The organism is Enterobacter sp. MG-EB028 (genome assembly GCF_056673305.1).
In genome coordinates, this window is the sequence record NZ_CP195079.1 from 2,842,514 (window position 1) to 2,863,408 (window position 20,895).

A 20,895-nucleotide genomic window follows, 5' to 3' on the forward strand; every position below is an offset into this window, starting at 1 on the left:
CCGGGTGGAGGCTTCGCCTTACCCGGCCTACATTTTGAACTCACAGGGAGTTACTTAGAAACTGTAACTCGCCCCTAGCTGATACGTCCTGTCACGCCCAATCCAGCAGTTGGTCGCGTCATAGCAGGTCAACGTCTCTTTATTGGTGATGTTCTGCGCGCTGGCTTTAAGCGTTAGCCCTGCCAGCGAAGGCAGAATTTCGCCCATCCGGTACGAGGCCGCCAGATCGTACTGCGTAGTGCCCCCGAGTTTACCCGCATCGTTTGCCGGAGAGATTTCCATCGGCCCGGTGTAGCGTGCGCCCGCTCCCAGCATCAGTCCTTTCAGCGGCGTGTTCTCAAAGGTGTAATCACCCCAGAGGTTGAAGGCATTCTCCGGGACCTGCGTTGGACGTTTACCTTTGTACTTGTCATCCTCCCGGTTGATCGCGTGGGTGTACGCATAGTTGGCAATCAGCGTCAGGTTATCCGTCGGACGGCTGATGGCGGAGAGCTCCGCGCCTTTGGATTCCACTTCACCGGTCTGACGGTAGTTCAGGAAGCCCGGATCGGAGGTGACAACGTTTTTCTGCCGGATGTTAAACACCGAGGCGGTAAACGTCGTGGCGTACTCGGCCAGCAGATATTTTACCCCGCCTTCCACCTGCTTGCTGGTGGTTGGCTTGACGTCTTTCGCCACGAGCGTTCCCTGCGGCGACACCGGTGCAAAACCTTCTGAATAGCTGATAAACGGCGAAATACCGTTATCGAATGCGTAAAGCGCACCCAGGCGTTTGGTGACGCGATCCTGCGATACCCAGGCCTTATCGCCGTTTTGCAGGTAATCGGTGGTGACGGAGCGGTAATCGTCGTAGCGCAGGCTGCCCAGCAGATTTAAGCCGCCAAATTCCACCTGATCCTGCAGGTAGTACCCGTTCTGCTGATAGCTGAGGCGGTTTTTCTGGGCGGTGTAGAGTCCCAGCGCGCTTTCATGGATTTGCGAATAGTCAGGATTACGCATATCCATGCCCGGCGTGGCGGACGCGTAACGGTAGTGGAAATGGGAATTCAGCCTTTGATAGTCAAACCCGGCCAGCAGATGGTGTTTCCAGTCGCCCAGCGCAACGGTTTTGGTCACCTGGTTATCAATGTTGAAGCTCTTAAGATCTTCATCGGTGGTATAGGCAAAGCGGTTAAGCTGATAGACCTCACTCCCCGTTCCCGTCGCGTAGACGCTGTTCTGGTGGGTATCGACGTCGAAATAGCGCGCTTTCTGGCTAAAGCCCCAGCCGCTGTCGAACTCGTGTTCGAAGCTGTAGCCCAGCATCCACTGGCGCTGCTTAAACCCGCTCCACTCATCGCCGGCGTAATCCCGGCGATCGGCATATTTCGAGCGCAAATAAGCGAACGGCAGCGGGTTCGACGGCGTCAGGCTCGGGGAATTTTGCGCCAGCGCATCCAGCGTGAGGCGGGTTTTGCTGTCGGGTTGCCAGGTGACGGACGGGGCGACCAGGTAATTTTCATAGCGGCTGGTGTGCGGCTGATCGTCATTCTCCGTCGCCTTACCCAGCAGACGGTAATTCCAGTCGCTGTCGGCTATTTGTCCGGTCGAATCGAGGTAGCCTTCTTTCAGATTACGGTTCCCGGTATTAAAACCGACCTCGGTTCGGGCTTCCCGCTGCGGCTTTTTACTTTGAATATTTACCAGCCCGCCCGGCGAAGCGCCGCCGTAAAGCACCGATGAAGGCCCTTTCAGGATATCGACGCTGTCTATTAACAGCGGATCGATGCGCGCCTTGGTGTTGCCGGTGACGTTATAGGGCAACTGCAGCCCGTTGTAGAACTCCTGGTCAACGGTAAAGCCACGAATTTTGTATTCGCTCATATAGGAGGTGTTACCCCGCACCTCGGTCGAGACGCCCGGAGCATAGCGCAGAATTTCATTCACGGAGTTCGCGTGACGCTTTTCAATTTCAGGCGCCGAGAGCGTGTTGATGACCTGCGGCGTTTTACTTTCGGCAACGGCCGACTTTGTGGCGCTGTTCGTCCAGGCCGGCAGTGCGCTGCCCTGCTCTGAGCCCGTGACGACAATGGTGGATTCTTCGGCGAAAGCCTGGACCTGCAGTGCCAGCGTGACGGCACCCGCCAGGGCGCATAACGTAAAACGTGAGGAGTTCATAATGTCGTCTTGTTGTTAGATGCAATACGGAACGACAATTATTATCATTTAGATTAACAAATCAATACTCAGGCAAAAAAACGGCCCTCCGCAGAGAGCCATTTACGTCAGTTTATGCTCGTCGCAGTAACCTGAATATGCCCAGCACCACAATGGCACCCACGACAGCGACCAGAAAACTGTGCAGGTCGAAACCACTTATGTTGCCTCCAAAACCAAACATCGTCGCCAGCCAGCCGCCTACAACCGCACCAACGACCCCGAGTACGCAGGTCAAAATAAAGCCGCCGCCATCGTTTCCCGGCATGATCAGTTTAGCGATAGCGCCAGCAATAAGGCCAAAGATAATCCAGGCGATGATACCCATAGCAATGCCCTCTTGCAGATTAAACGCATGTGCAGAAAACCTTCTGCACAGCTAGCTTAAGTATAGGTCATCGCCGAAAAACCATTTTCAGCTCACCGACTTATCTTTGCTTAAACAGGCAAAAAAACTCACCGGTTTGTATTAAGTTTGAGGGTGGATTGCCGATAACGCTAAGACAGTCCGTCATCAATCAAGGAGCCACCCGGCGTGAGTCATTACAGTGAGCAGTTCCTCAAGCAAAATCCGCTGGCTGTGTTAGGGGTATTACGCGACCTGCAAAAAGGCGAAGTGCCGCTGCGCATCAGCTGGTCGAATAATCAGTTTATCAGCAAGATCCTTGACGTCTCGCAGGAGCGGCTGGTTATTGACCTGGGCAGCCAGGAGTATGAAAACCGCGCGGCGCTGAAAGCAGAGAATATCGTCGTCATGGCCGAAACCCATGGGGCCAAAGTGGAGTTTGTCCTCCTGCGACTTGAAATGAGTGAATACCAGGGGCTCCCGGCTTTTGTTACCCCCCTTCCTGGCAACCTCTGGTTTGTCCAGCGTCGTGAATATTTCCGCATCAGCGCCCCGCTTCATCCTGCCTATTTTTGTAAGGCTAAAATGCCGGACAAAAAAGAGATCCGCTTCCGTCTCTTTGACCTGTCGCTGGGCGGAATGGGCGCGCTGATGGATACCCCTAAACCGGAGGGCCTGGTAGAAGGCATGCGGTTTACGCAAATTGAACTGGATATGGCGGGCTGGGGCCGTTTTTATTTCGATGCACAGCTGATTGCCATCAGCGAGCGCACGGTGGTGGACAGCAAAAATGAAACGATTACCTCGCCGCGGCTGAGCTTCCGTTTTCTGAACGTCGGTCCGGGCGCCGAGCGCGAGCTGCAGCGCATTATCTATTCGCTGGAGCGGGAAGTACGGGAACGTGCGAATAAGGTACTTTGAGAGAAGTCGGGCAGCGAGCGCCGCCCGTTTGCGGCATTACATGGCATCCATCGCTTTCTGTACTTTCCAGATATAGCGAGGCGCCTGCGGTGCCGGATGATTTTTCGCCACATGCTCGACGAATTCATCTTTGTCCATGTCGTTGATCTCCTCGATCGCCTCTTTACGGTCAGAGGAGAAGGTTCTGAGCAGCGCCCCTGCGCCGTTCACGTACGAGACCACCAGCGCGTATTGCATCACTTCCGGATCCTCGATGCCCTTCAGCACGCCATGTTCCAGAATGCTCAGGTAAGCGGTCCCCATGGAGATGTTACGTTCCGGGTTCTTCAGCTCGCTGGTCGACGGCTGGCCGCTCCAGCCCATATAGCGGTAAACCTCTCTCCCCGCCGTTGAGGCTTTCAGCTGCATCAGACCCACCGCGTTGGATTTGCTGACAAGCGTGGGATTGCCGCCGGACTCCACCGCAATAATGGCGGTGATCAGACGCGGGCTGACGCCCCAGGCCTTTCCGGCTTGTTCACTGATCGGCATCCACTGCATGGCCCGTTTCACCGGCACTTCCGGGTTCCAGGGCGGGTTTTGATAATCACGTTTTGAACTACAGCCAGCCAGCAAAACAATCAAAAAAGCAAACCATCTCAATTTCACGTCATCTATCCTTATAGCCGGTCATCGCGGTGCGCCGCCCTTGAAGCAGGCAGCGTATACGCGGCATGATATAGACAATTAGTTTCTCATTCAGCAAGGAATTGCCATGTCTCAGTTTCATCTCATCGCGCCGTCGGGCTACTGCATTAACCAGGACGCGGCGCAGCGGGGCGTTCAGCGCTTACTGGAATCCGGCCACCAGGTAGAAAATCAGACAATTATCCCGCGCCGCCAGCAGCGTTTTGCCGGAACAGAAGCGCAGAGGCTGAATGATATCAATAGTCTGGTGAACCTGAAGGGTGAAAACCGAATAGTCCTTGCGGTGCGCGGCGGCTACGGTGCGAGCAGGCTGCTGGAGAGCATCGACTGGCAGGGCCTGGCGCAGCGCCAGCAGCAGGATCCGCTGCTGATATGCGGCCACAGCGATTTCACCGCCATCCAGCTTGGTCTGCTGGCGCAGCATAACGTCATTACGTTTAGCGGCCCGATGCTGGCCGGTAACTTCGGCGCGCCGGAACTGGACGCGTTCACCGTGGAGCATTTCTGGCGCGCGCTGCGCAATCCCACCTACAGCGTCGAGTGGCAGGGGAATGGGCCGCACTGGGAATGTGAGGGCCAGCTGTGGGGCGGTAACCTGGCGATGCTGGTCTCGCTCATCGGCACGCCGTGGATGCCTCAAATCGAGGACGGCATTCTGGTGCTGGAAGATATCAACGAACATCCGTTCCGCGTCGAGCGCATGTTATTGCAGCTTTATCATGCCGGTATTCTCGATCGCCAGTCCGCGATTGTGCTGGGCAGCTTCAGCGGCTCGGCCCCGAATGACTATGACGCGGGCTACTCCCTGGAAACGATGGTCGACTTCATCCGCTCGCGGCTGGATATTCCGGTTATCACCGGTCTGGATTTCGGCCATGAGCAGAAGACCGTTACCCTTGCGCTGGGCGCGCAGGCCACGCTTACACATGATGTTTCGGGCAGTCGGTTAACGATCGGCGGTCATCCGGTCATAAAAGCATAAAAAACCCCCTTAATAAAACGCTGTTACCGTTGTTAATATGTTAGGGTTTTAGTAACAGCGTTAACATTGAGGTGGGAGTAAGAGAACATTGGATGCCGCAGCGATAATCAGCCTTTTCATTTTGGGTTCTGTACTTGTAACCAGCAGTATTTTATTAAGTTCATTTTCATCGCGTCTCGGCATACCCATTCTTGTTATTTTCCTTGCCATCGGCATGCTGGCCGGCGTTGACGGCATCGGCGGTATCCCCTTCGATAACTATCCCTTCGCCTACATGGTGAGTAACCTCGCACTGGCGGTGATCCTGCTCGACGGCGGGATGCGCACTCAGGCAAGCTCCTTCCGCGTGGCCCTGGGGCCTGCGCTGTCGCTGGCGACCGTCGGCGTGTTGATCACCTCCGGCCTCACCGGGATGATGGCCGCATGGCTTTTCCATCTCAATCTGATGGAAGGCTTGCTGATTGGCGCAATCGTTGGCTCTACCGATGCGGCGGCGGTCTTTTCCCTGCTTGGCGGTAAAGGGCTTAACGAACGCGTTGGCTCAACGCTTGAGATTGAATCCGGCAGTAACGATCCGATGGCGGTGTTCCTGACCATCACGCTGATAGAGATGATTCAGCAGCACGAGACGGGCCTGAGCTGGATGTTTGCCTTACATATCCTGCAGCAGTTCGGGCTGGGGATTGTCATCGGCCTGGCGGGGGGATACCTGTTACAGCAGACCATTAACCGCATCTCGCTGCCCTCGGGACTTTACCCTCTGCTGGCGCTGAGCGGTGGGATCCTGATTTTTGCCGTCACCACCGCGCTGGACGGCAGCGGTATTCTTGCGGTTTACCTCTGCGGGTTCCTGATGGGCAACCGCCCTATTCGTAACCGTCACGCCATTTTGCAGAACTTCGACGGGCTGGCCTGGCTGGCGCAAATCGGCATGTTCCTGGTGCTGGGCCTGCTGGTGACGCCATCTGACCTGCTGCCGATTGCCGTTCCGGCGCTTCTGCTGTCGGCGTGGATGATCTTCTTCGCCCGTCCGCTGTCCGTGTTTGCGGGTCTGCTGCCGTTTCGCGGCTTTAACCTGCGCGAGCGCGTCTTTATCAGCTGGGTTGGCCTGCGCGGCGCGGTGCCGATTATTCTTGCGGTCTTCCCGATGATGGCCGGTCTGGATAACGCGCGGCTGTTTTTCAACGTGGCGTTCTTCGTGGTACTGATTTCCCTGCTGTTCCAGGGAACCTCGCTCGGGTGGGCGGCAAAAAAAGCCAAAGTGGTGGTGCCCCCCGTGGGCTGGCCGGTTTCGCGCGTGGGGCTGGATATTCACCCGGAAAACCCGTGGGAACAGTTCGTCTACCAGCTGAGCGCTGATAAATGGTGCGTGGGGGCCTCGCTGCGCGATCTGCATATGCCGGCCGAAACGCGCATTGCCGCCCTGTTCCGCGATAATGTCCTGCTGCACCCTACCGGCAGCACCCGCCTGCGCGAAGGGGATATTCTCTGCGTGATTGGCCGCGAGCGCGACCTGCCCGCGCTGGGCAAGCTGTTCAGCCAGTCGCCTCCCGTGGCGCTGGATCAGCGCTTCTTCGGCGACTTTATTCTGGAAGCCAGCGCAAAATTTGCAGATGTGGCGCTGATTTATGGCCTGGATGAAGGAGCTGAAGAGGGTGATAACCCGCAAACGCTGGGCGAAATCATCCAGCAGCGGCTTGGCGCTGCCCCGGTCGTGGGCGATCAGGTTGAGTTTGCCGGGATGATCTGGACGGTTGCCGAAAAAGAAGATAACGCGGTGCGGAAGGTCGGTTTGAGGCCGATGGAAGAGGACGCGGAGTAGCGTTTTTTTACCGGGTGGCGGCTTCGCGTCACCCGGCACACGTACAAGTTACACCGTCACAACCGGCACTCTCGGTGCCAGCGCACACAACAGTTCATAGCCAACCGTTCCCGCCGCGGCCGCCACGTCATCAATTTTGATTTCGTTGCCCCACAGCTCGACCGGAGAACCGATCCCTGCCTGCGGGCATGGCGTGAGGTCAACCGCCAGCATATCCATTGAGACCGTCCCTACCGTGCCCGTGCGAACGCCATCCACCCAGACCGGCGTACCGGTCGGCGCGATGCGCGGGTAGCCGTCGGCATAACCGCCCGCGACGATGCCGATACGCTGCTCGCCCTTCGCCCGGTAGCGGCTGCCGTAGCCTACCGTGTCGCCCGTCTTCAGCGTCTGCACGCCGATGATCTCGCTGCGCAGGGTCATAACCGGCTTCAGGCCGCTGTTGGCGATATCCTGCCACTGCCCTGAAGGAGACGCACCGTACAGAACGATCCCCGGACGTACCCAGTTATAGTGAGCTTCAGGATGCCACAGCGTGGCCGCCGAGTTTGACAGCGAGCGCGGGCAATCGAGCCCTTCTGCCGCCTGCTCAATGCGGACCATGGCATCCGCAATGCCGTCCGGTTTTTCCGCATCGGCAAAGTGCGCCATCAGCGTCATTTCGCCGACGTTTTTCAGAGCGCGCAGCTGCTGCCAGACCGTATGAACCCGCTCGGGCTGGAAGCCCAGGCGGTTCATGCCGCTGTTTACCTTGAGATAAATATCCAGCGGAGCGTGGAGCTTCGCATCCTGAATGGCTTTAATCTGCCAGTTGCTGTGCACGCTGGTGGTCAATCGGTACTTATCCAGCAGCGGCAGATCGTCCGCGTGGAAGAACCCCTCCAGCAGCAGAACAGGCCCTTTCCAGCCGCGCTCGCGCAGCAGGATGGCCTCTTCGATATTGAGTAACGCAAAGCCGTCGGTCGCGCCGAGCGCGCTCCAGATACGATCGATACCGTGGCCGTAGGCGTTCGCCTTGACGACCGACCAGACGCGCGAACCAGGTGCTGCCCGGCGAACAATTTGCAGGTTTTCCTTCAGGGCCTGCAGATCCAGCTGAGCCAGAACAGGACGGGACATGACAACTCCTTAGTTATGCGCGCCGTGCAGGTGCTGAGGACGCGCTGGCGTGAATCCTGATTGATAGCGCGCAGCACTTAAATCGTCAAACGGAATTGCCGGCGTGCGCCCGGAAATCAGGTCGCTCAGCAGCTGGCCCGATCCGCAGGCCATCGTCCAGCCGAGCGTACCGTGTCCGGTATTGGTCCACAGATTTTTGAACGGCGTGCGCCCGACAATCGGGGTGCCGTCCGGAGTCATCGGACGCAGGCCGGTCCAGAACGTCGCTTGCTCAACAAAACCGCCGCGCGGGAAGAGATCGCCCACCACCATCTCCAGCGTTTCACGACGCGGCTGCAGCAGTTCGGTGTTAAAGCCGACAATCTCCGCCATGCCACCGACGCGAATACGGTTATCAAAGCGGGTAATGGCGATTTTGTAGGTTTCATCCAGGATGGTCGACACGGGCGCCCCGCTCTCCTCTTTCACCGGGATGGTCAGCGAGTAGCCCTTCAGGGGGTAGACCGGAATATCAAGAATGCCTTTCAGCATGGCGGTAGAGTAGGAACCAAACGCCATCACATAGGCGTCCGCCTTGATCACCTCGTCCCCACACTTCACGCCGTAAATTTTTTCGCCCTCGGACAGCAGCTTGTCGACAGAGGTGTTAAAGCGGAATTTCACCCCTGCCTGCTCGCACATCTGCGCCAGACGCTGGGTAAAGAGCTGACAGTCGCCGGTTTCGTCGTTCGGCAGACGCAGACCGCCGGTCAGCTTGTGGGCCACTTCGGCCAGCGCGGGTTCAACCTGACCCAGCTGGCTGGCCTCCAGCAGTTGGTAAGGAACACCGGCATCTTCCAGCACGGCGATATCGCGGGTGGCGTTTTCATACTGTTGTTCGGTGCGGAACAGCTGCAGCGTGCCGCCCTGACGGCCTTCGTACTCGATACCCGTCGAGGCGCGCAGGGCTTTGAGGCAGTCGCGGCTGTATTCCGCCAGACGCACCATGCGCCCTTTGTTTTCCATGTAGTGGCGGGTGTCGCAGTTGCGCAGCATCTGCCACATCCACTTCAGCTGGAACTGCGTGCCGTCAAGGCTGATGGCCAGCGGCGCGTGGCGCTGGAACATCCATTTGATCGCCTTCAGCGGCACGCCCGGTGCCGCCCACGGGGCCGCATAGCCGGGAGAGATTTGACCGGCGTTTGCCGCACTGGTTTCAAGCGCCGGGCCGGATTCACGATCGATAACGGTAACCTCATGTCCCGCCTGACTTAAATACCAGGCGCTGGTTACGCCAACGACACCACTTCCCAGTATGACAACACGCATAGCCACTCCATTATGAGCAAAAGAACAATCATCTAATTACAGATTGATAACCTAGTTGAAAATATTATTCAACATATGACTTTTTTATGGTGACTTACCTCACACATCCCCCAGCATCAGGGGACAGGGATAATTTGGGATCTCCTGCTGAGCTTTATTTTTAACCAGCATAAAATGCTGATGCGCACCCTTTTTTTGCCGTATCAAAAACGAGAAATCGCAAAGAAAAAATTTCTGCGCCAGCACGCTTTTTAACACGTTGATCTATGCTTGAAAGGAGGCTCTCCAGACAGAGAGAGCACCCACAACGAGGGCGCGCTAATGGCTACTATTGATTCCCTGAACAAGGACAACACACGTCTGAGCGATGGACCCGACTGGACCTTCGAGCTGCTGGATGTCTACCTCGCCGAAATCGACCGGGTGGCAAAGCTGTATCGCCTGGATACCTATCCCCATCAGATTGAGGTGATTACCTCCGAACAGATGATGGACGCTTACTCCAGCGTCGGGATGCCGATCAACTATCCGCACTGGTCGTTTGGTAAAAAATTCATTGAAACGGAGCGGCTGTATAAGCACGGCCAGCAGGGGCTGGCGTATGAGATCGTCATTAACTCCAATCCGTGTATCGCCTATCTGATGGAAGAGAACACCATTACCATGCAGGCGCTGGTGATGGCGCACGCCTGCTACGGGCATAATTCCTTCTTTAAAAATAACTACCTGTTCCGCAGCTGGACGGACGCCAGCTCCATCGTTGATTACCTGATCTTCGCGCGTAAATACATTACCGACTGCGAAGAGCGCTACGGCGTGGACGAGGTGGAGAAGCTGCTCGACTCCTGCCACGCGCTAATGAACTACGGCGTGGACCGCTATAAGCGCCCGCAGAAAATCTCTCTGCAGGAGGAGAAAGCCCGGCAGAAAAGCCGCGAGGAGTATCTGCAGAGCCAGGTGAACATGCTATGGCGTACCCTGCCGAAGCGTGAGGAGGAAAAAACGATCGCCGAAGCGCGTCGTTATCCGTCCGAGCCGCAGGAAAACCTGCTCTATTTTATGGAGAAGAACGCCCCACTGCTGGAGCCATGGCAGCGTGAGATATTGCGCATCGTGCGCAAGGTGAGCCAGTATTTCTATCCGCAGAAACAGACCCAGGTGATGAATGAAGGCTGGGCGACATTCTGGCACTACACCATTCTCAACCACCTGTATGACGAAGGGAAAGTCACCGAGCGTTTCATGATGGAATTTCTCCACAGCCATACTAACGTGGTGTTCCAGCCGCCCTACAACAGCCCGTGGTACAGCGGGATTAACCCGTATGCGCTGGGCTTTGCGATGTTCCAGGATATTAAACGCATCTGCCAGTCGCCGACGGAAGAGGACAAGTACTGGTTCCCGGATATCGCCGGCTCTGACTGGCTGGAAACGCTGCATTTTGCGATGCGCGACTTTAAGGATGAGAGCTTTATCAGCCAGTTTATGTCACCGAAGATCATGCGTGATTTCCGCTTCTTCACCGTGCTGGACGATGACCGTAACAACTATCTGGAGATCTCGGCGATCCACAACGAGGAAGGCTACCGTGAGATCCGCTCTCGCCTCTCTTCCCAGTACAACCTGAGCAACCTTGAACCCAATATTCAGGTGTGGAACGTGGACCTGCGCGGCGACCGTTCCCTGACGCTGCGCTATATCCCGCACAACCGTGCGCCGCTCGATAAAGGACGTAAAGAGGTGCTGAAGCACGTGCACCGCCTGTGGGGCTTTGACGTGCAGCTGGAGCAGCAGAATGAGGACGGCAGCGTGGAGCTGCTGGATCGCTGCCCGGCGCGGTTGAATACCCTGTAGTGCAGCTTTTTTGCCCGGTGGCGCTGCGCTTACCGGGCCTGCAAACCCCGTAGGTCGGGTAAGGCGTAGCCGCCACCCGACGAAAAAAACCTCTCGTATGAGAGGTTTTTCTTTTAGCGGGTCTGAATCGCTAAATCGCCCGGCAGCGTTTTCTGCATACGGTGCCAGATTTCGCCGGAGTCGTGGCCGTAGCGGCGCACGGTTTCATAAACCTGATCGTGCAGGCCTTCGGTGCAGAGTTTGCTCAGCTTATGGTAGAAGCCCAGCGCCAGGCTGCGGGCTTCAGGATTGGCAAAATAGTGGCGACCAATGCGGGTATAGAGCCCTTTCATGCCGTTGAGGATCAGGCCGTAAACCGGGTTGCCGGAGGCAAACGCCAGGCCGCGGAACACGTTGTAATCGAGGGTGGCAAAGGCATCGGCGTGATCTTCAACTTCATTCGCGCTGGCCAGCACCGCAAGCGCATCCTCCGGATGCTGACGGAAAGCGGTACGAATAAAGATAGTCGCGATGTTGGTGCGCACGGAGAGCAGATTATCAATCAGCTGCGGCACGCTTTCGTGGTCGAGGCGCGCCAGCGTTTCAAGAATGTTCAGCCCCGAGGTTTCCCAGAAGTTATTTACCTTTGTTGGCTTGCCGTGCTGGATCGTCAACCATCCATCACGCGCCAGTCGCTGAAGCACTTCACGCAGCGTGGTGCGAGTGACGCCAATCAGTTCAGAGAGTTCGCGTTCAGCCGGAAGAATGGACCCCGCAGGGAAACGATTATTCCAGATGCTTTCAATGATGTACTCTTCCGCGAAACCCGCCGGGCTCTGCGCCTTAATGACCATAGTGAGATTTCCATTACACAGCTTTTGCAAATTGGACTCATCATACCAGAGGCGCGCAGCGGCAGGTAGCGCGGCAAAGTGAGAAAAGGGGATCGCCGTTTCATTTTTGTGAAATTTACAATGCGGGCTTATCCGCCTCCGGGCCGCGATTTTTGCGTATACTGATGTTTTGTATTACTTGACGGGAAGGACGTCTGTTGTGGAAATTTCTTTTGGGCGCGCGCTGTGGCGCAATTTTTTAGGTCATTCTCCTGACTGGTACAAACTGATACTGCTGGTTTTCCTGGTCGTTAATCCCCTCATTTTTAGTGTGGATCCGTTTATCGCCGGATGGCTGCTTGTGGCGGAGTTTATCTTCACCCTGGCCATGGCGCTGAAGTGCTATCCCCTGCTGCCAGGCGGTTTGCTGGCGTTTGAGGCCGTGGTCATCGGCATGACGTCAGCAGAGCATGTCAAAGCAGAGCTGGCCTCCAATCTTGAAGTGCTCCTGCTGCTCATTTTTATGGTGGCCGGTATCTACTTTATGAAACAGCTGCTGCTGTTTATCTTCACCCGCCTGCTGCTGAGCATTCCGTCAAAAACCATCCTCTCGCTGGCGTTTTGTCTTGCCGCCGCCTTTCTGTCGGCCTTCCTGGATGCGCTCACCGTCGTCGCGGTGGTGATCAGCGTCGCCGTTGGATTTTACGGCATTTATCACCGCGTGGCCTCCTCTCGCCCGAGTGATGATTTGCAGGACGATAGCCACGTCGAGGCGCATAACCGCGACGTGCTGGAACAGTTCCGCGCATTTCTGCGCAGCCTGATGATGCACGCGGGGGTCGGTACGGCGCTGGGCGGCGTGATGACCATGGTGGGCGAGCCGCAAAACCTGATCATCGCGAAAGCGGCAGAATGGCATTTTGGCGAATTTTTCCTGCGCATGGCCCCCGTCAGCGTGCCTGTGCTGGTCTGCGGGTTAGCAACCTGCATTCTGGTCGAAAAATTCAGACTGTTCGGCTACGGCGCACAGCTGCCTGAGCCGGTCCGCAATGAACTGCATAAATTTGACGAGCAGAGCCGCAAACAGCGCACGCGCCAGGAGATGCTGCGTCTGATTGCCCAAGGGATCATCGGCATCTGGCTTATCGCCGCGCTGGCGTTGCATCTTGCCGAAGTCGGGTTGATTGGCCTCTCCGTCATTATTCTTGCGACCACCTTTAGCGGGGTAACGGACGAACATGCTATCGGCAAAGCCTTTACCGAAGCCCTGCCTTTTACCGCGCTGCTGGCAGTCTTCTTTGCGGTCGTGGCGGTGATTATTGACCAACACCTGTTCGCACCGATTATCGCATTTGTGCTCCAGGCCTCGCCGGACTCGCAGCTTACGCTGTTCTATTTATTTAACGGTCTGCTATCCTCTATTTCCGATAACGTCTTTGTCGGGACGGTGTACATCAATGAGGCCAAAGCGGCGATGGAGCAAGGGATTGTCAGCACCGGGCAATTTGAACTGCTGGCGGTGGCCATCAACACCGGAACAAACCTGCCCTCAGTTGCGACACCGAACGGCCAGGCGGCATTTCTCTTCCTGCTGACCTCGGCGCTGGCGCCGCTCATACGACTTTCTTATGGGAGAATGGTCTGGATGGCGCTGCCGTACACGCTGGTGCTTACCGCTGTTGGTTTGCTGTGCATCAAAATTACTCTCGTTCCCTGTACGCAATGGCTGTTACAAGCGGGTATACTTGCGGCGCATTAAAATTCGTTTACACTGCGCTTTCTAAGCATGTTCCAGGGAAATGATTATGTTGAGATTTTTAAACCAGTGCTCCCGCGGTCGCGGAGCGTGGTTGTTGATGGCCCTGACCGCCTTTGCGCTGGAAATGGTTGCGCTGTGGTTCCAGCACGTAATGGGACTCAAGCCCTGCGTGCTTTGCATCTACGAGCGCTGCGCACTGTTCGGCATTATGGGTGCTGGCCTGGTGGGTGCGATTGCCCCGAAAACGCCGCTGCGCTATGTGGGTATTGCAATCTGGCTGTACAGCGCCTGGAAAGGGATTGAGCTTTCCTGGCAGCACACCATGATGCAGCTGCATCCATCACCGTTTATGACCTGTGATTTCGCCGCCCGCTTCCCGAGCTGGCTGCCGCTGGATAAGTGGCTGCCGCAGGTGTTTGTCGCATCCGGTGACTGTTCTGTACGTCAGTGGGAATTCCTGACGCTGGAGATGCCGCAGTGGCTGGTGGGGATTTTTGTGGCCTACTTCGTGGTGGCGCTGCTGGTGCTGATTGCTCAGCTGTTCAAACCGAAGAAACGCGATTTGTTTGGAAGGTAAAAGCAAAAACCCGCCTCGGCGGGTTTTTTATTCTCACCGATTCGGGTGATTCATAATGTGGTCTTCCCAGTCCCGCACCTCAGACTCTTTCACCGCAATGTGGCGCACAGAGATACGCTCGCCGTGCATCGCCGCTTTTGAACCGGTCAGTAGCGGATGCCATTTCGGCAGATCTTTTCCTTCCGCCAGCAGACGATACGCGCAGGTATGCGGTAACCACTCAAAAGTCGGCAGATTTTCACGGGTTAACTTGATGCAGTCCGGCTCGTACTCGAAGCGGCGTTCGTAATTGCGGCACTGGCAGGTTTTAATGTTCAACTGCTTGCAGGCAACGTTGGTGAAATAGATCTCGTCGGAGTCCTCATCCATCAGCTTATGCAGGCAGCACTGACCGCAGCCGTCGCACAGGGATTCCCATTCCGCGTCGGTCATGTCGTCAAGAGTTTTGCTTTGCCAGAAAGGGATGTCGTTCATCAGGATGTCCACACGTCAAAAGAAAGCGCACCTTATAACGAGTCTGGCACGTTGTTGCAAGTTTTGCCGCCCTCTTCAGGCGGCAAGCTTCGGTTACAGCACGCGGGTTTTTAGCGACAGGCCGTTAAAACCGACCTCAAGCTCATCCCCGCTGGCGAGCGGGCCCACGCCTTCCGGCGTGCCGGTGAGGATCACATCGCCCGGCTTCAGGGTAAAGAAACGGCTCATGTAGGCGATCAGCGGCACAATCTTGTGGATCATGTCCGCCGTAGTGCCCTGCTGGCGAACCTCGCCATTCACCTTCAGGCTGAGCGGGGTATCCTGCGGATCGTTAGTAAATTCACTCACCGGAACGAATCCTGAAATCGGACATGCGTTATCAAAGCCTTTGGCTTTTTCCCACGGCTGCCCCGCTTTCTTCATTTTGCCCTGCACGTCACGCAGGGTCAGATCCAGCGCCACGCCGTAACCGGCAATCGCTTTCTCGACATGCTCTTCGGAAGCCTGGCGCAGCGTCGCGCCGATCAGCACCGCGAGCTCCACTTCGTGATGCACCGACCCCAGCCCCTGCGGCAGCGCCAGCGGCTGGCGGATGTCGCACAGTGCCGTCTCGGGCTTAATAAACAGGACCGGCTCTTCTGGCGTTGCGCTGCCCATCTCCTGAATATGCTTAGCATAGTTGCTGCCCACGCAGACCACTTTGCTGACGGGATAATCCAGTAATGCACCTTGCCAGTTATGATGTTGATACATGCTCGACCCCTAATCGGTTGATGTGTTATGCCCGAAAACAGCTGAGGCTATTTTTTCCCGTTCGCCTCGAGGTGCTGTTTTAATAAATTCTCAGGCGGCGGTGGAAGCTGTAAATAATAGCCCTGCTCGGCTAATGCCGTTTTCACTTTTTCCAGATCGGCATTCACCAGTTTCTTACGGCCGTCCAGCGGCAGCAGCATCGCCAGCTGTGGTCGGCCAAAGTTCTTCATTAATTCTTCCGGCACGCGTGAAAAATCGTCTTTCTTTTCGACATAAAGATAGGTCTGGTCACGGCTTGTACTTCTGTAGATCACACAAAACATGTTTTTACTCTGAATTAATGGGTGGTTGCTTGCCTCAATATACTCCTGACTATAACATGCCTGATACTCTTCGGAATATCGCAGCGAATGGCTGCGGTTAATAGCAAATTGAGTAAGGCCAGGATGTCAAACACGCCCATCGAGCTTAAAGGCAGTAGCTTCACCTTATCAGTGGTACATTTGCATGATGCAAAACCCGAGGTTATTCGTCAGGCGTTAGAAGACAAAATCGCCCAGGCTCCCGCCTTTCTGAAGCACGCCCCTGTTGTTATCAACGTCAGCGGTCTTGAGGCGCCGGTGAACTGGAAACTTCTCCAGCAGGCGGTCTCCTCAACCGGGCTGCGTATTGTCGGCATCAGCGGCTGCAAAGATACCGAGCTGAAAGCAGAAATTGAGCGCGCGGGGCTACCTCTTCTGAATGAGGGCAAAGAAAAAGCCCCACGTGTAGCGCCAGCTGCCGTGCAAACGCCCCCTCCTGCGGCGCAAAACGTTACCGCTCTCACAAAAACGCGAATGATTGATGTGCCGGTTCGTTCCGGTCAGCGCATTTATGCACCAAACTGTGATCTGATTGTTACAAGCCACGTCAGCGCTGGCGCAGAGCTGATTGCAGATGGCAATATTCACGTATACGGTATGATGCGTGGACGTGCGCTCGCAGGCGCAAGTGGCGATCGGGACGCGCAAATATTTTGTACTCACCTGACGGCGGAACTGGTGTCCATCGCAGGTGAATATTGGCTGAGCGACAAGATCCCAGCCGAATTTTATGGCAAAGCGGCTCGCCTGCTTCTGGCAGACGACGCGTTGACCGTTCAACCGTTGAATTGATCCCTTTTTAACAAGGAATTTCTATGGCACGCATTATTGTTGTTACTTCGGGTAAAGGAGGCGTTGGCAAGACCACCTCCAGCGCGGCCATCGCTACTGGTTTGGCCCAGAAGGGAAAGAAAACCGTCGTTATCGACTTCGATATCGGTCTGCGTAACCTCGACCTCATCATGGGATGCGAGCGTCGCGTCGTGTATGACTTCGTGAACGTCATTCAGGGCGATGCCACGCTGAACCAGGCGCTGATTAAAGACAAGCGCACCGAGAACCTCTATATCCTCCCGGCCTCTCAGACGCGTGACAAAGACGCCCTGACCCGTGAAGGGGTGGAAAAGGTGCTCGACGAGCTGAAAAAAATGGAGTTCGACTTCATTGTCTGCGACTCCCCTGCTGGCATCGAGACCGGTGCCCTGATGGCGCTCTACTTCGCTGATGAAGCGATTATCACCACCAACCCTGAAGTCTCCTCCGTGCGTGACTCAGACCGTATTCTCGGCATCCTCGCCTCCAAATCCCGTCGTGCGGAAAATGGCGAAGATCCGATTAAAGAGCACCTGCTGCTGACCCGCTATAACCCGGGTCGCGTAAACAAAGGTGACATGCTGAGCATGGAAGACGTGCTGGAGATCCTGCGCATTAAACTGGTTGGCGTCATCCCGGAAGATCAGTCCGTGCTGCGCGCGTCTAACCAGGGCGAGCCCGTGATCCTTGATACAATGGCAGATGCAGGTAAAGCGTATGCGGATACCGTTGACCGTCTGCTGGGAGAAGAACGTCCTTTCCGCTTCATTGAAGAAGAGAAGAAAGGTTTCCTCAAACGCCTGTTCGGAGGATAAGTTATGGCATTACTGGACTTTTTTCTCTCGCGGAAAAAGAACACCGCCAACATCGCAAAAGAACGTCTGCAAATTATCGTTGCGGAGCGTCGTCGTAGCGACGCCGAGCCTCACTACCTGCCGCAGCTGCGCAAGGACATCCTGGAAGTGATCTGTAAGTATGTACAGATTGACCCGGAGATGGTGACGGTGCAGCTGGAGCAAAAAGACGGGGATATTTCGATACTGGAGCTGAACGTGACGCTACCGGAAGCGGAAGAGTCTCGTTAAACCGTTTGTGGTTTTGTAGGCCGGGCAAGCGTAGCGCCGCCCGGCAATCTCCCCGGTGGCGCTACGCTTACCGGGGCTACAATTCTTTAGCGTGGGTATGCTTCCAGCAGCGTATTCAGGCGATCGGCCATCAATTCCCCGCGCCAGCCCGCCATCAGTTCCGGCACGCCATTCTGCGGTTTTAGCTTCCAGTGCCAGTTCAGCAGCTGGTTAATCTGCCTGCGTGACGCCAGCAGTTCTGCACTCAGTTTGCTTTCCGTTGCGGCATCCTGCACCAGCGCTTTGATATCCTTAAACGCTTTGCGGTAGCCCGGCATATCCATCAGATTCAGCAACGGCTCAGGCAGCGCCTCTTCCGGAAGCTCCTGCGCTTTGGCGACGAGGGCCAGCAGGGTTTTACCGTGGAAGCGGATCTCGCTCCCCGAAAGCCCGATGCTGTCCAGTTCTCCCAGGCTGCCCGGCATATAGCGTGCGACCGCCCAGAGATGCTCTTCGCGAACCACGAAGTTAACAGCCAAATCGCGTTCGCGCGCTTTGCGTAAGCGCCAGTCGGCTAACAGTTGGAGGCACGCCAGCTGACGCGTACGCAGCTGCCAGGCGTTGCTGATGTCGCGCCAGGCTTCTTTCGGATCAACCACTTCCTGACGACGCTGCTGTGTCATACGGCACTCGTCCAGCGCGGCTGACAGCCAGCCGGAGGCTTCCGCCTCTTTCATCAGCTGTCCGGCAATCGGCAGCAGGTAAAACACGTCTGCCGCCGCATATTCCAGCTGGCGCTCGGTAAGCGGACGCGCCAGCCAGTCGGTACGGGATTCACTTTTATCCAGCGTCAGGCCCGTGTACTCCTCCACCATGGCGGCAAATCCCCACGACAGCGGACGACCGCTGAACGCCGCAAGGATCTGCGTATCAATCAGCGGCTGAGGCATGATGCCAAAGGTATTCAGAAAGACTTCCAGATCTTCACTGCCCGCATGCAGGTATTTCGTTACCGCAGTATCCAGCAGCAGGTCACGCATCGGCGCCCAGTCGGTAATGCCGAGAGGGTCGATCAGCGAGACGTGCTTACCGTCGTACATCTGAATCAAACCCAGCTGTGGATAATAGGTGCGAGTACGGACAAACTCGGTATCCAGAGCGATGGCAGGAAAGTCGCGCGTTACTTCGCAGAGCGAAGCCAGCTCGTCGTTGGTCGTGATCATCTGGTAATTCAAATCGGATTCTCTTTTGTTTGCGCCCATAAAAAACGCCGGCTTAACCGGCGTCTGGGCGATTAACGTGAAGCTCAGGCCTTATTGTCTACTTTGGCACGGGCTTCGTCACGTAATTCTCGTCGTAATATCTTCCCGACGTTGGATTTCGGCAGCTCATCGCGGAATTCCACCAGCTTCGGTACTTTATAGCCCGTCAGCTGACGACGACAAAACGTTATCAGCGCTTCCTCGGTAAGAGAAGGATCTTTCTTGACCACAAAAATCTTCACCGCTTCACCGCTGCTGCCGGAAGGGACGCCGACTGCCGCCACTTCCAGCACGCCGCTGTGCTGCATCACCACGTCTTCGATTTCGTTCGGGTAGACGTTGAAGCCGGAGACCAGGATCATATCTTTTTTGCGATCGACGATGCGCAGGAAGCCTTCGTCATCCATCACCGCAATATCGCCGGTGTGCAGCCAGCCGTCTTTGAGGATCTCGTCGGTCGCATCAGGACGCTGCCAGTAACCCAGCATCACCTGAGGCCCTCTGACGCACAGCTCGCCTGGCTCACCGTGCGGCACTTCGTTACCCTCATCATCCACCAGCTTTGCTTCCGTGGACGGCACCGGCAGGCCGATGCTGCCGCTGTGGTAGTCGATATCGTGCGGGTTGACGCTCACCAGCGGCGCGCACTCCGTCAGGCCGTAGCCTTCCAGCAGATATTGCCCGGTTAACTTCACCCAGCGCTCGGCCACCGCCTGCTGAACCGGCATGCCGCCGCCCGCAGAGAGATGCAGCGTGGAGAAATCGAGCTGCTGGAACTCTTTGTTGTTGAGCAGCGCGTTGAACAGGGTGTTCACTCCGGTCATGGCGGTGAACGGATATTTCGCCAGCTCCTTCACCAGTCCCGGGATATCGCGCGGGTTGGTGATAAGTACGTTTTGCCCACCCAGTTCGATAAACAGCAGGCAGTTCATGGTCAGCGCGAAAATGTGATACAGCGGCAGCGCGGTGATCACCAGCTCTTTGCCCGGATGGAGCAGCGGCCCGTAGGTGGCATTGACCTGCTCAAGGTTCGCCAGCATGTTGCGGTGTGTAAGCATCGCCCCTTTGGCCACGCCGGTTGTGCCGCCCGTGTATTGCAGGAAGGCCAGGTCTTCTGAGACCACTTCCGGCTTGACGTACTGCATGCGATAGCCCGCATGCAGCGCGCGGCGGAAGGAGATGGCATCTGGCAGATGGTATTTCGGTACCAGACGTTTAATGTATTTGACGACAAAGTTAACAAGCGTCCCTTTGGCGGTGGAAAGCTGATCGCCCATGCGCGTCAGGATGACGTGCTTCACCTGGGTTTTGTCGACCACTTTTTCCAGGGTATGGGCAAAGTTAGAAACAATCACAATCGCCACCGCCCCGCTGTCGTTCAGCTGGTGTTCCAGCTCGCGCGGCGTATAAAGCGGGTTGACGTTGACGACAATCATCCCGGCACGCAGGATGCCGAACAGCGCCACCGGGTATTGCAGCAGGTTCGGCATCATCAGCGCGACGCGATCCCCTTTTTGCAGCCCAAGCCCTTCCTGCAGATAAGCCGCAAACGCCCGGCTACGCTCCTCAAGCTTACGGAACGTCATCACCTCGCCCATATTCACAAACGCGGGCTGGTCTGCGTAACGTCTTACCGAGTGCTCAAATAATTCAACCAGGGATTGATAACGGTCAGGATTGATCTCCGCAGGCACATCTGCGGGATAACGGTTAAGCCAAACCTTTTTCAATGCATCACCTCTGAAATGAGTGTTCGTCGTCATCACAGCCCCGATAATAAACAG

At 56.2% G+C, this 20,895-nt stretch carries 19 protein-coding genes and 2 pseudogenes; 9 read left to right on the plus strand and 12 right to left on the minus strand.

The genetic code is table 11. The features are described 5' to 3' along the window. Positions 1-54: 54 nt before the first annotated feature. Together ACR42C_RS13500 and ACR42C_RS13505 are read right to left on the minus strand one after the other, a co-directional pair. Positions 55-2,157, minus strand: a complete 2,103-nt coding sequence (locus ACR42C_RS13500; protein WP_320720293.1) for a TonB-dependent siderophore receptor — start codon at positions 2,155-2,157, stop codon at positions 55-57. Between the two features lie 112 nt (positions 2,158-2,269). After that, the gene (locus ACR42C_RS13505) at positions 2,270-2,524 is read right to left on the minus strand and encodes a GlsB/YeaQ/YmgE family stress response membrane protein (RefSeq protein ID WP_008502662.1); all 255 of its coding nucleotides are present in this window, start codon (positions 2,522-2,524) and stop codon (positions 2,270-2,272) included. Positions 2,525-2,731: 207 nt separating this feature from the next. Between ACR42C_RS13505 and ycgR the strand changes: the two genes are divergently transcribed. Continuing rightward, positions 2,732-3,463: a flagellar brake protein YcgR gene (gene ycgR / locus ACR42C_RS13510; protein WP_479984218.1), complete on the plus strand. Its 732-nt coding sequence runs from the start codon at positions 2,732-2,734 to the stop codon at positions 3,461-3,463. A gap of 36 nt (positions 3,464-3,499) precedes the next feature. On the opposite strand, the gene emtA is transcribed toward ycgR, so the two are convergent. Beyond that, entirely contained in the window at positions 3,500-4,111 is a 612-nt protein-coding gene (emtA, locus tag ACR42C_RS13515; protein WP_116339290.1) for a membrane-bound lytic murein transglycosylase EmtA, read from the minus strand. A gap of 106 nt (positions 4,112-4,217) precedes the next feature. On the opposite strand from emtA, the gene ldcA reads away from it, so the two are divergent. Continuing rightward, positions 4,218-5,132 (plus strand): muramoyltetrapeptide carboxypeptidase, encoded by a 915-nt coding sequence (gene ldcA, locus ACR42C_RS13520; RefSeq protein WP_163329897.1) that lies wholly within the window; start codon positions 4,218-4,220, stop codon positions 5,130-5,132. Positions 5,133-5,253: 121 nt separating this feature from the next. Next, positions 5,254-6,888, plus strand: a pseudogene (locus tag ACR42C_RS13525) (potassium/proton antiporter); the annotation flags it as partial. Here ACR42C_RS13525 and ACR42C_RS13530 read toward each other — a convergent pair. The 3 genes and pseudogenes from ACR42C_RS13530 to ACR42C_RS13540 form a co-directional block, all read right to left on the minus strand. Further along, positions 6,889-6,993: pseudogene (locus tag ACR42C_RS13530) on the minus strand (hypothetical protein); the annotation flags it as partial. Positions 6,994-7,002: 9 nt separating this feature from the next. Then, positions 7,003-8,073, minus strand: coding sequence for a catabolic alanine racemase DadX (gene dadX, locus ACR42C_RS13535; RefSeq protein ID WP_479984219.1), 1,071 nt, complete (start codon positions 8,071-8,073; stop codon positions 7,003-7,005). Positions 8,074-8,082: 9 nt separating this feature from the next. Continuing rightward, positions 8,083-9,381: a D-amino acid dehydrogenase gene (locus ACR42C_RS13540; RefSeq protein WP_479984220.1), complete on the minus strand. Its 1,299-nt coding sequence runs from the start codon at positions 9,379-9,381 to the stop codon at positions 8,083-8,085. Positions 9,382-9,702: 321 nt separating this feature from the next. Between ACR42C_RS13540 and ACR42C_RS13545 the strand changes: the two genes are divergently transcribed. After that, entirely contained in the window at positions 9,703-11,235 is a 1,533-nt protein-coding gene (locus ACR42C_RS13545) for a SpoVR family protein (RefSeq protein ID WP_100170101.1), read from the plus strand. A 113-nt stretch (positions 11,236-11,348) separates the two neighbouring features. Here ACR42C_RS13545 and fadR read toward each other — a convergent pair whose 3' ends face one another. Next, positions 11,349-12,068 (minus strand): fatty acid metabolism transcriptional regulator FadR, encoded by a 720-nt coding sequence (fadR, locus tag ACR42C_RS13550; RefSeq protein WP_023336056.1) that lies wholly within the window; start codon positions 12,066-12,068, stop codon positions 11,349-11,351. Between the two features lie 199 nt (positions 12,069-12,267). Here fadR and nhaB point away from each other — a divergent pair, with 199 nt between their 5' ends. Both nhaB and dsbB read left to right on the plus strand, forming a co-directional pair. Then, entirely contained in the window at positions 12,268-13,806 is a 1,539-nt protein-coding gene (nhaB, locus tag ACR42C_RS13555) for a sodium/proton antiporter NhaB (protein WP_320720298.1), read from the plus strand. A gap of 46 nt (positions 13,807-13,852) precedes the next feature. Beyond that, the gene (gene dsbB / locus ACR42C_RS13560) at positions 13,853-14,383 is read left to right on the plus strand and encodes a disulfide bond formation protein DsbB (protein WP_320720299.1); all 531 of its coding nucleotides are present in this window, start codon (positions 13,853-13,855) and stop codon (positions 14,381-14,383) included. Positions 14,384-14,416: 33 nt separating this feature from the next. On the opposite strand, the gene ACR42C_RS13565 is transcribed toward dsbB, so the two are convergent. The 3 genes from ACR42C_RS13565 to ACR42C_RS13575 all read right to left on the minus strand — a co-directional run bounded on the left by ACR42C_RS13565 (position 14,417) and on the right by ACR42C_RS13575 (position 15,933). Beyond that, complete coding sequence (locus ACR42C_RS13565; RefSeq protein WP_023336059.1) at positions 14,417-14,857, minus strand: YcgN family cysteine cluster protein; 441 nt, start codon at positions 14,855-14,857, stop codon at positions 14,417-14,419. A 93-nt stretch (positions 14,858-14,950) separates the two neighbouring features. Continuing rightward, positions 14,951-15,610 carry a fumarylacetoacetate hydrolase family protein gene (locus tag ACR42C_RS13570; protein WP_116339277.1) on the minus strand — a complete coding sequence of 220 codons (660 nt, stop codon included), beginning with the start codon at positions 15,608-15,610 and terminating at the stop codon, positions 14,951-14,953. Between the two features lie 47 nt (positions 15,611-15,657). Beyond that, positions 15,658-15,933, minus strand: a complete 276-nt coding sequence (locus tag ACR42C_RS13575; protein ID WP_024909870.1) for a YcgL domain-containing protein — start codon at positions 15,931-15,933, stop codon at positions 15,658-15,660. A 123-nt stretch (positions 15,934-16,056) separates the two neighbouring features. Here ACR42C_RS13575 and minC point away from each other — a divergent pair, with 123 nt between their 5' ends. Genes minC through minE form a run of 3 tightly spaced genes read left to right on the plus strand, consistent with a single transcriptional unit; the run spans position 16,057 to position 17,870 of the window. Beyond that, complete coding sequence (gene minC / locus ACR42C_RS13580; protein ID WP_233003056.1) at positions 16,057-16,764, plus strand: septum site-determining protein MinC; 708 nt, start codon at positions 16,057-16,059, stop codon at positions 16,762-16,764. 23 nt (positions 16,765-16,787) lie between these two features. Continuing rightward, positions 16,788-17,600 (plus strand): septum site-determining protein MinD, encoded by an 813-nt coding sequence (gene minD, locus ACR42C_RS13585; RefSeq protein ID WP_008500505.1) that lies wholly within the window; start codon positions 16,788-16,790, stop codon positions 17,598-17,600. Between the two features lie 3 nt (positions 17,601-17,603). Then, on the plus strand, positions 17,604-17,870 hold the full coding sequence (minE, locus tag ACR42C_RS13590) for a cell division topological specificity factor MinE (RefSeq protein ID WP_024909868.1): 267 nt from the start codon (positions 17,604-17,606) through the stop codon (positions 17,868-17,870). A gap of 86 nt (positions 17,871-17,956) precedes the next feature. Here minE and rnd read toward each other — a convergent pair whose 3' ends face one another. Together rnd and fadD are read right to left on the minus strand one after the other, a co-directional pair. After that, complete coding sequence (gene rnd, locus ACR42C_RS13595; RefSeq protein WP_163329956.1) at positions 17,957-19,072, minus strand: ribonuclease D; 1,116 nt, start codon at positions 19,070-19,072, stop codon at positions 17,957-17,959. An 83-nt stretch (positions 19,073-19,155) separates the two neighbouring features. Further along, on the minus strand, positions 19,156-20,841 hold the full coding sequence (fadD, locus tag ACR42C_RS13600) for a long-chain-fatty-acid--CoA ligase FadD (protein WP_479984221.1): 1,686 nt from the start codon (positions 20,839-20,841) through the stop codon (positions 19,156-19,158). Between the last annotated feature and the right edge of the window lie 54 nt (positions 20,842-20,895).

Excerpts from the sequence above, each read along its gene's own strand:
- ACR42C_RS13500 (WP_320720293.1), bottom strand. The coding sequence starts at position 2,157 with ATGAACTCCTCACGTTTTACGTTATGCGCCCTGGCGGGTGCCGTCACG.
- ACR42C_RS13505 (WP_008502662.1), bottom strand. The coding sequence starts at position 2,524 with ATGGGTATCATCGCCTGGATTATCTTTGGCCTTATTGCTGGCGCTATC.
- ldcA (WP_163329897.1), top strand. The coding sequence starts at position 4,218 with ATGTCTCAGTTTCATCTCATCGCGCCGTCGGGCTACTGCATTAACCAG.
- dadX (WP_479984219.1), bottom strand. The coding sequence starts at position 8,073 with ATGTCCCGTCCTGTTCTGGCTCAGCTGGATCTGCAGGCCCTGAAGGAA.
- ACR42C_RS13540 (WP_479984220.1), bottom strand. The coding sequence starts at position 9,381 with ATGCGTGTTGTCATACTGGGAAGTGGTGTCGTTGGCGTAACCAGCGCC.
- ACR42C_RS13545 (WP_100170101.1), top strand. The coding sequence starts at position 9,703 with ATGGCTACTATTGATTCCCTGAACAAGGACAACACACGTCTGAGCGAT.
- fadR (WP_023336056.1), bottom strand. The coding sequence starts at position 12,068 with ATGGTCATTAAGGCGCAGAGCCCGGCGGGTTTCGCGGAAGAGTACATC.
- dsbB (WP_320720299.1), top strand. The coding sequence starts at position 13,853 with ATGTTGAGATTTTTAAACCAGTGCTCCCGCGGTCGCGGAGCGTGGTTG.
- ACR42C_RS13565 (WP_023336059.1), bottom strand. The coding sequence starts at position 14,857 with ATGAACGACATCCCTTTCTGGCAAAGCAAAACTCTTGACGACATGACC.
- ACR42C_RS13570 (WP_116339277.1), bottom strand. The coding sequence starts at position 15,610 with ATGTATCAACATCATAACTGGCAAGGTGCATTACTGGATTATCCCGTC.
- ACR42C_RS13575 (WP_024909870.1), bottom strand. The coding sequence starts at position 15,933 with ATGTTTTGTGTGATCTACAGAAGTACAAGCCGTGACCAGACCTATCTT.
- minC (WP_233003056.1), top strand. The coding sequence starts at position 16,057 with ATGTCAAACACGCCCATCGAGCTTAAAGGCAGTAGCTTCACCTTATCA.
- minD (WP_008500505.1), top strand. The coding sequence starts at position 16,788 with ATGGCACGCATTATTGTTGTTACTTCGGGTAAAGGAGGCGTTGGCAAG.
- minE (WP_024909868.1), top strand. The coding sequence starts at position 17,604 with ATGGCATTACTGGACTTTTTTCTCTCGCGGAAAAAGAACACCGCCAAC.
- rnd (WP_163329956.1), bottom strand. The coding sequence starts at position 19,072 with ATGATCACGACCAACGACGAGCTGGCTTCGCTCTGCGAAGTAACGCGC.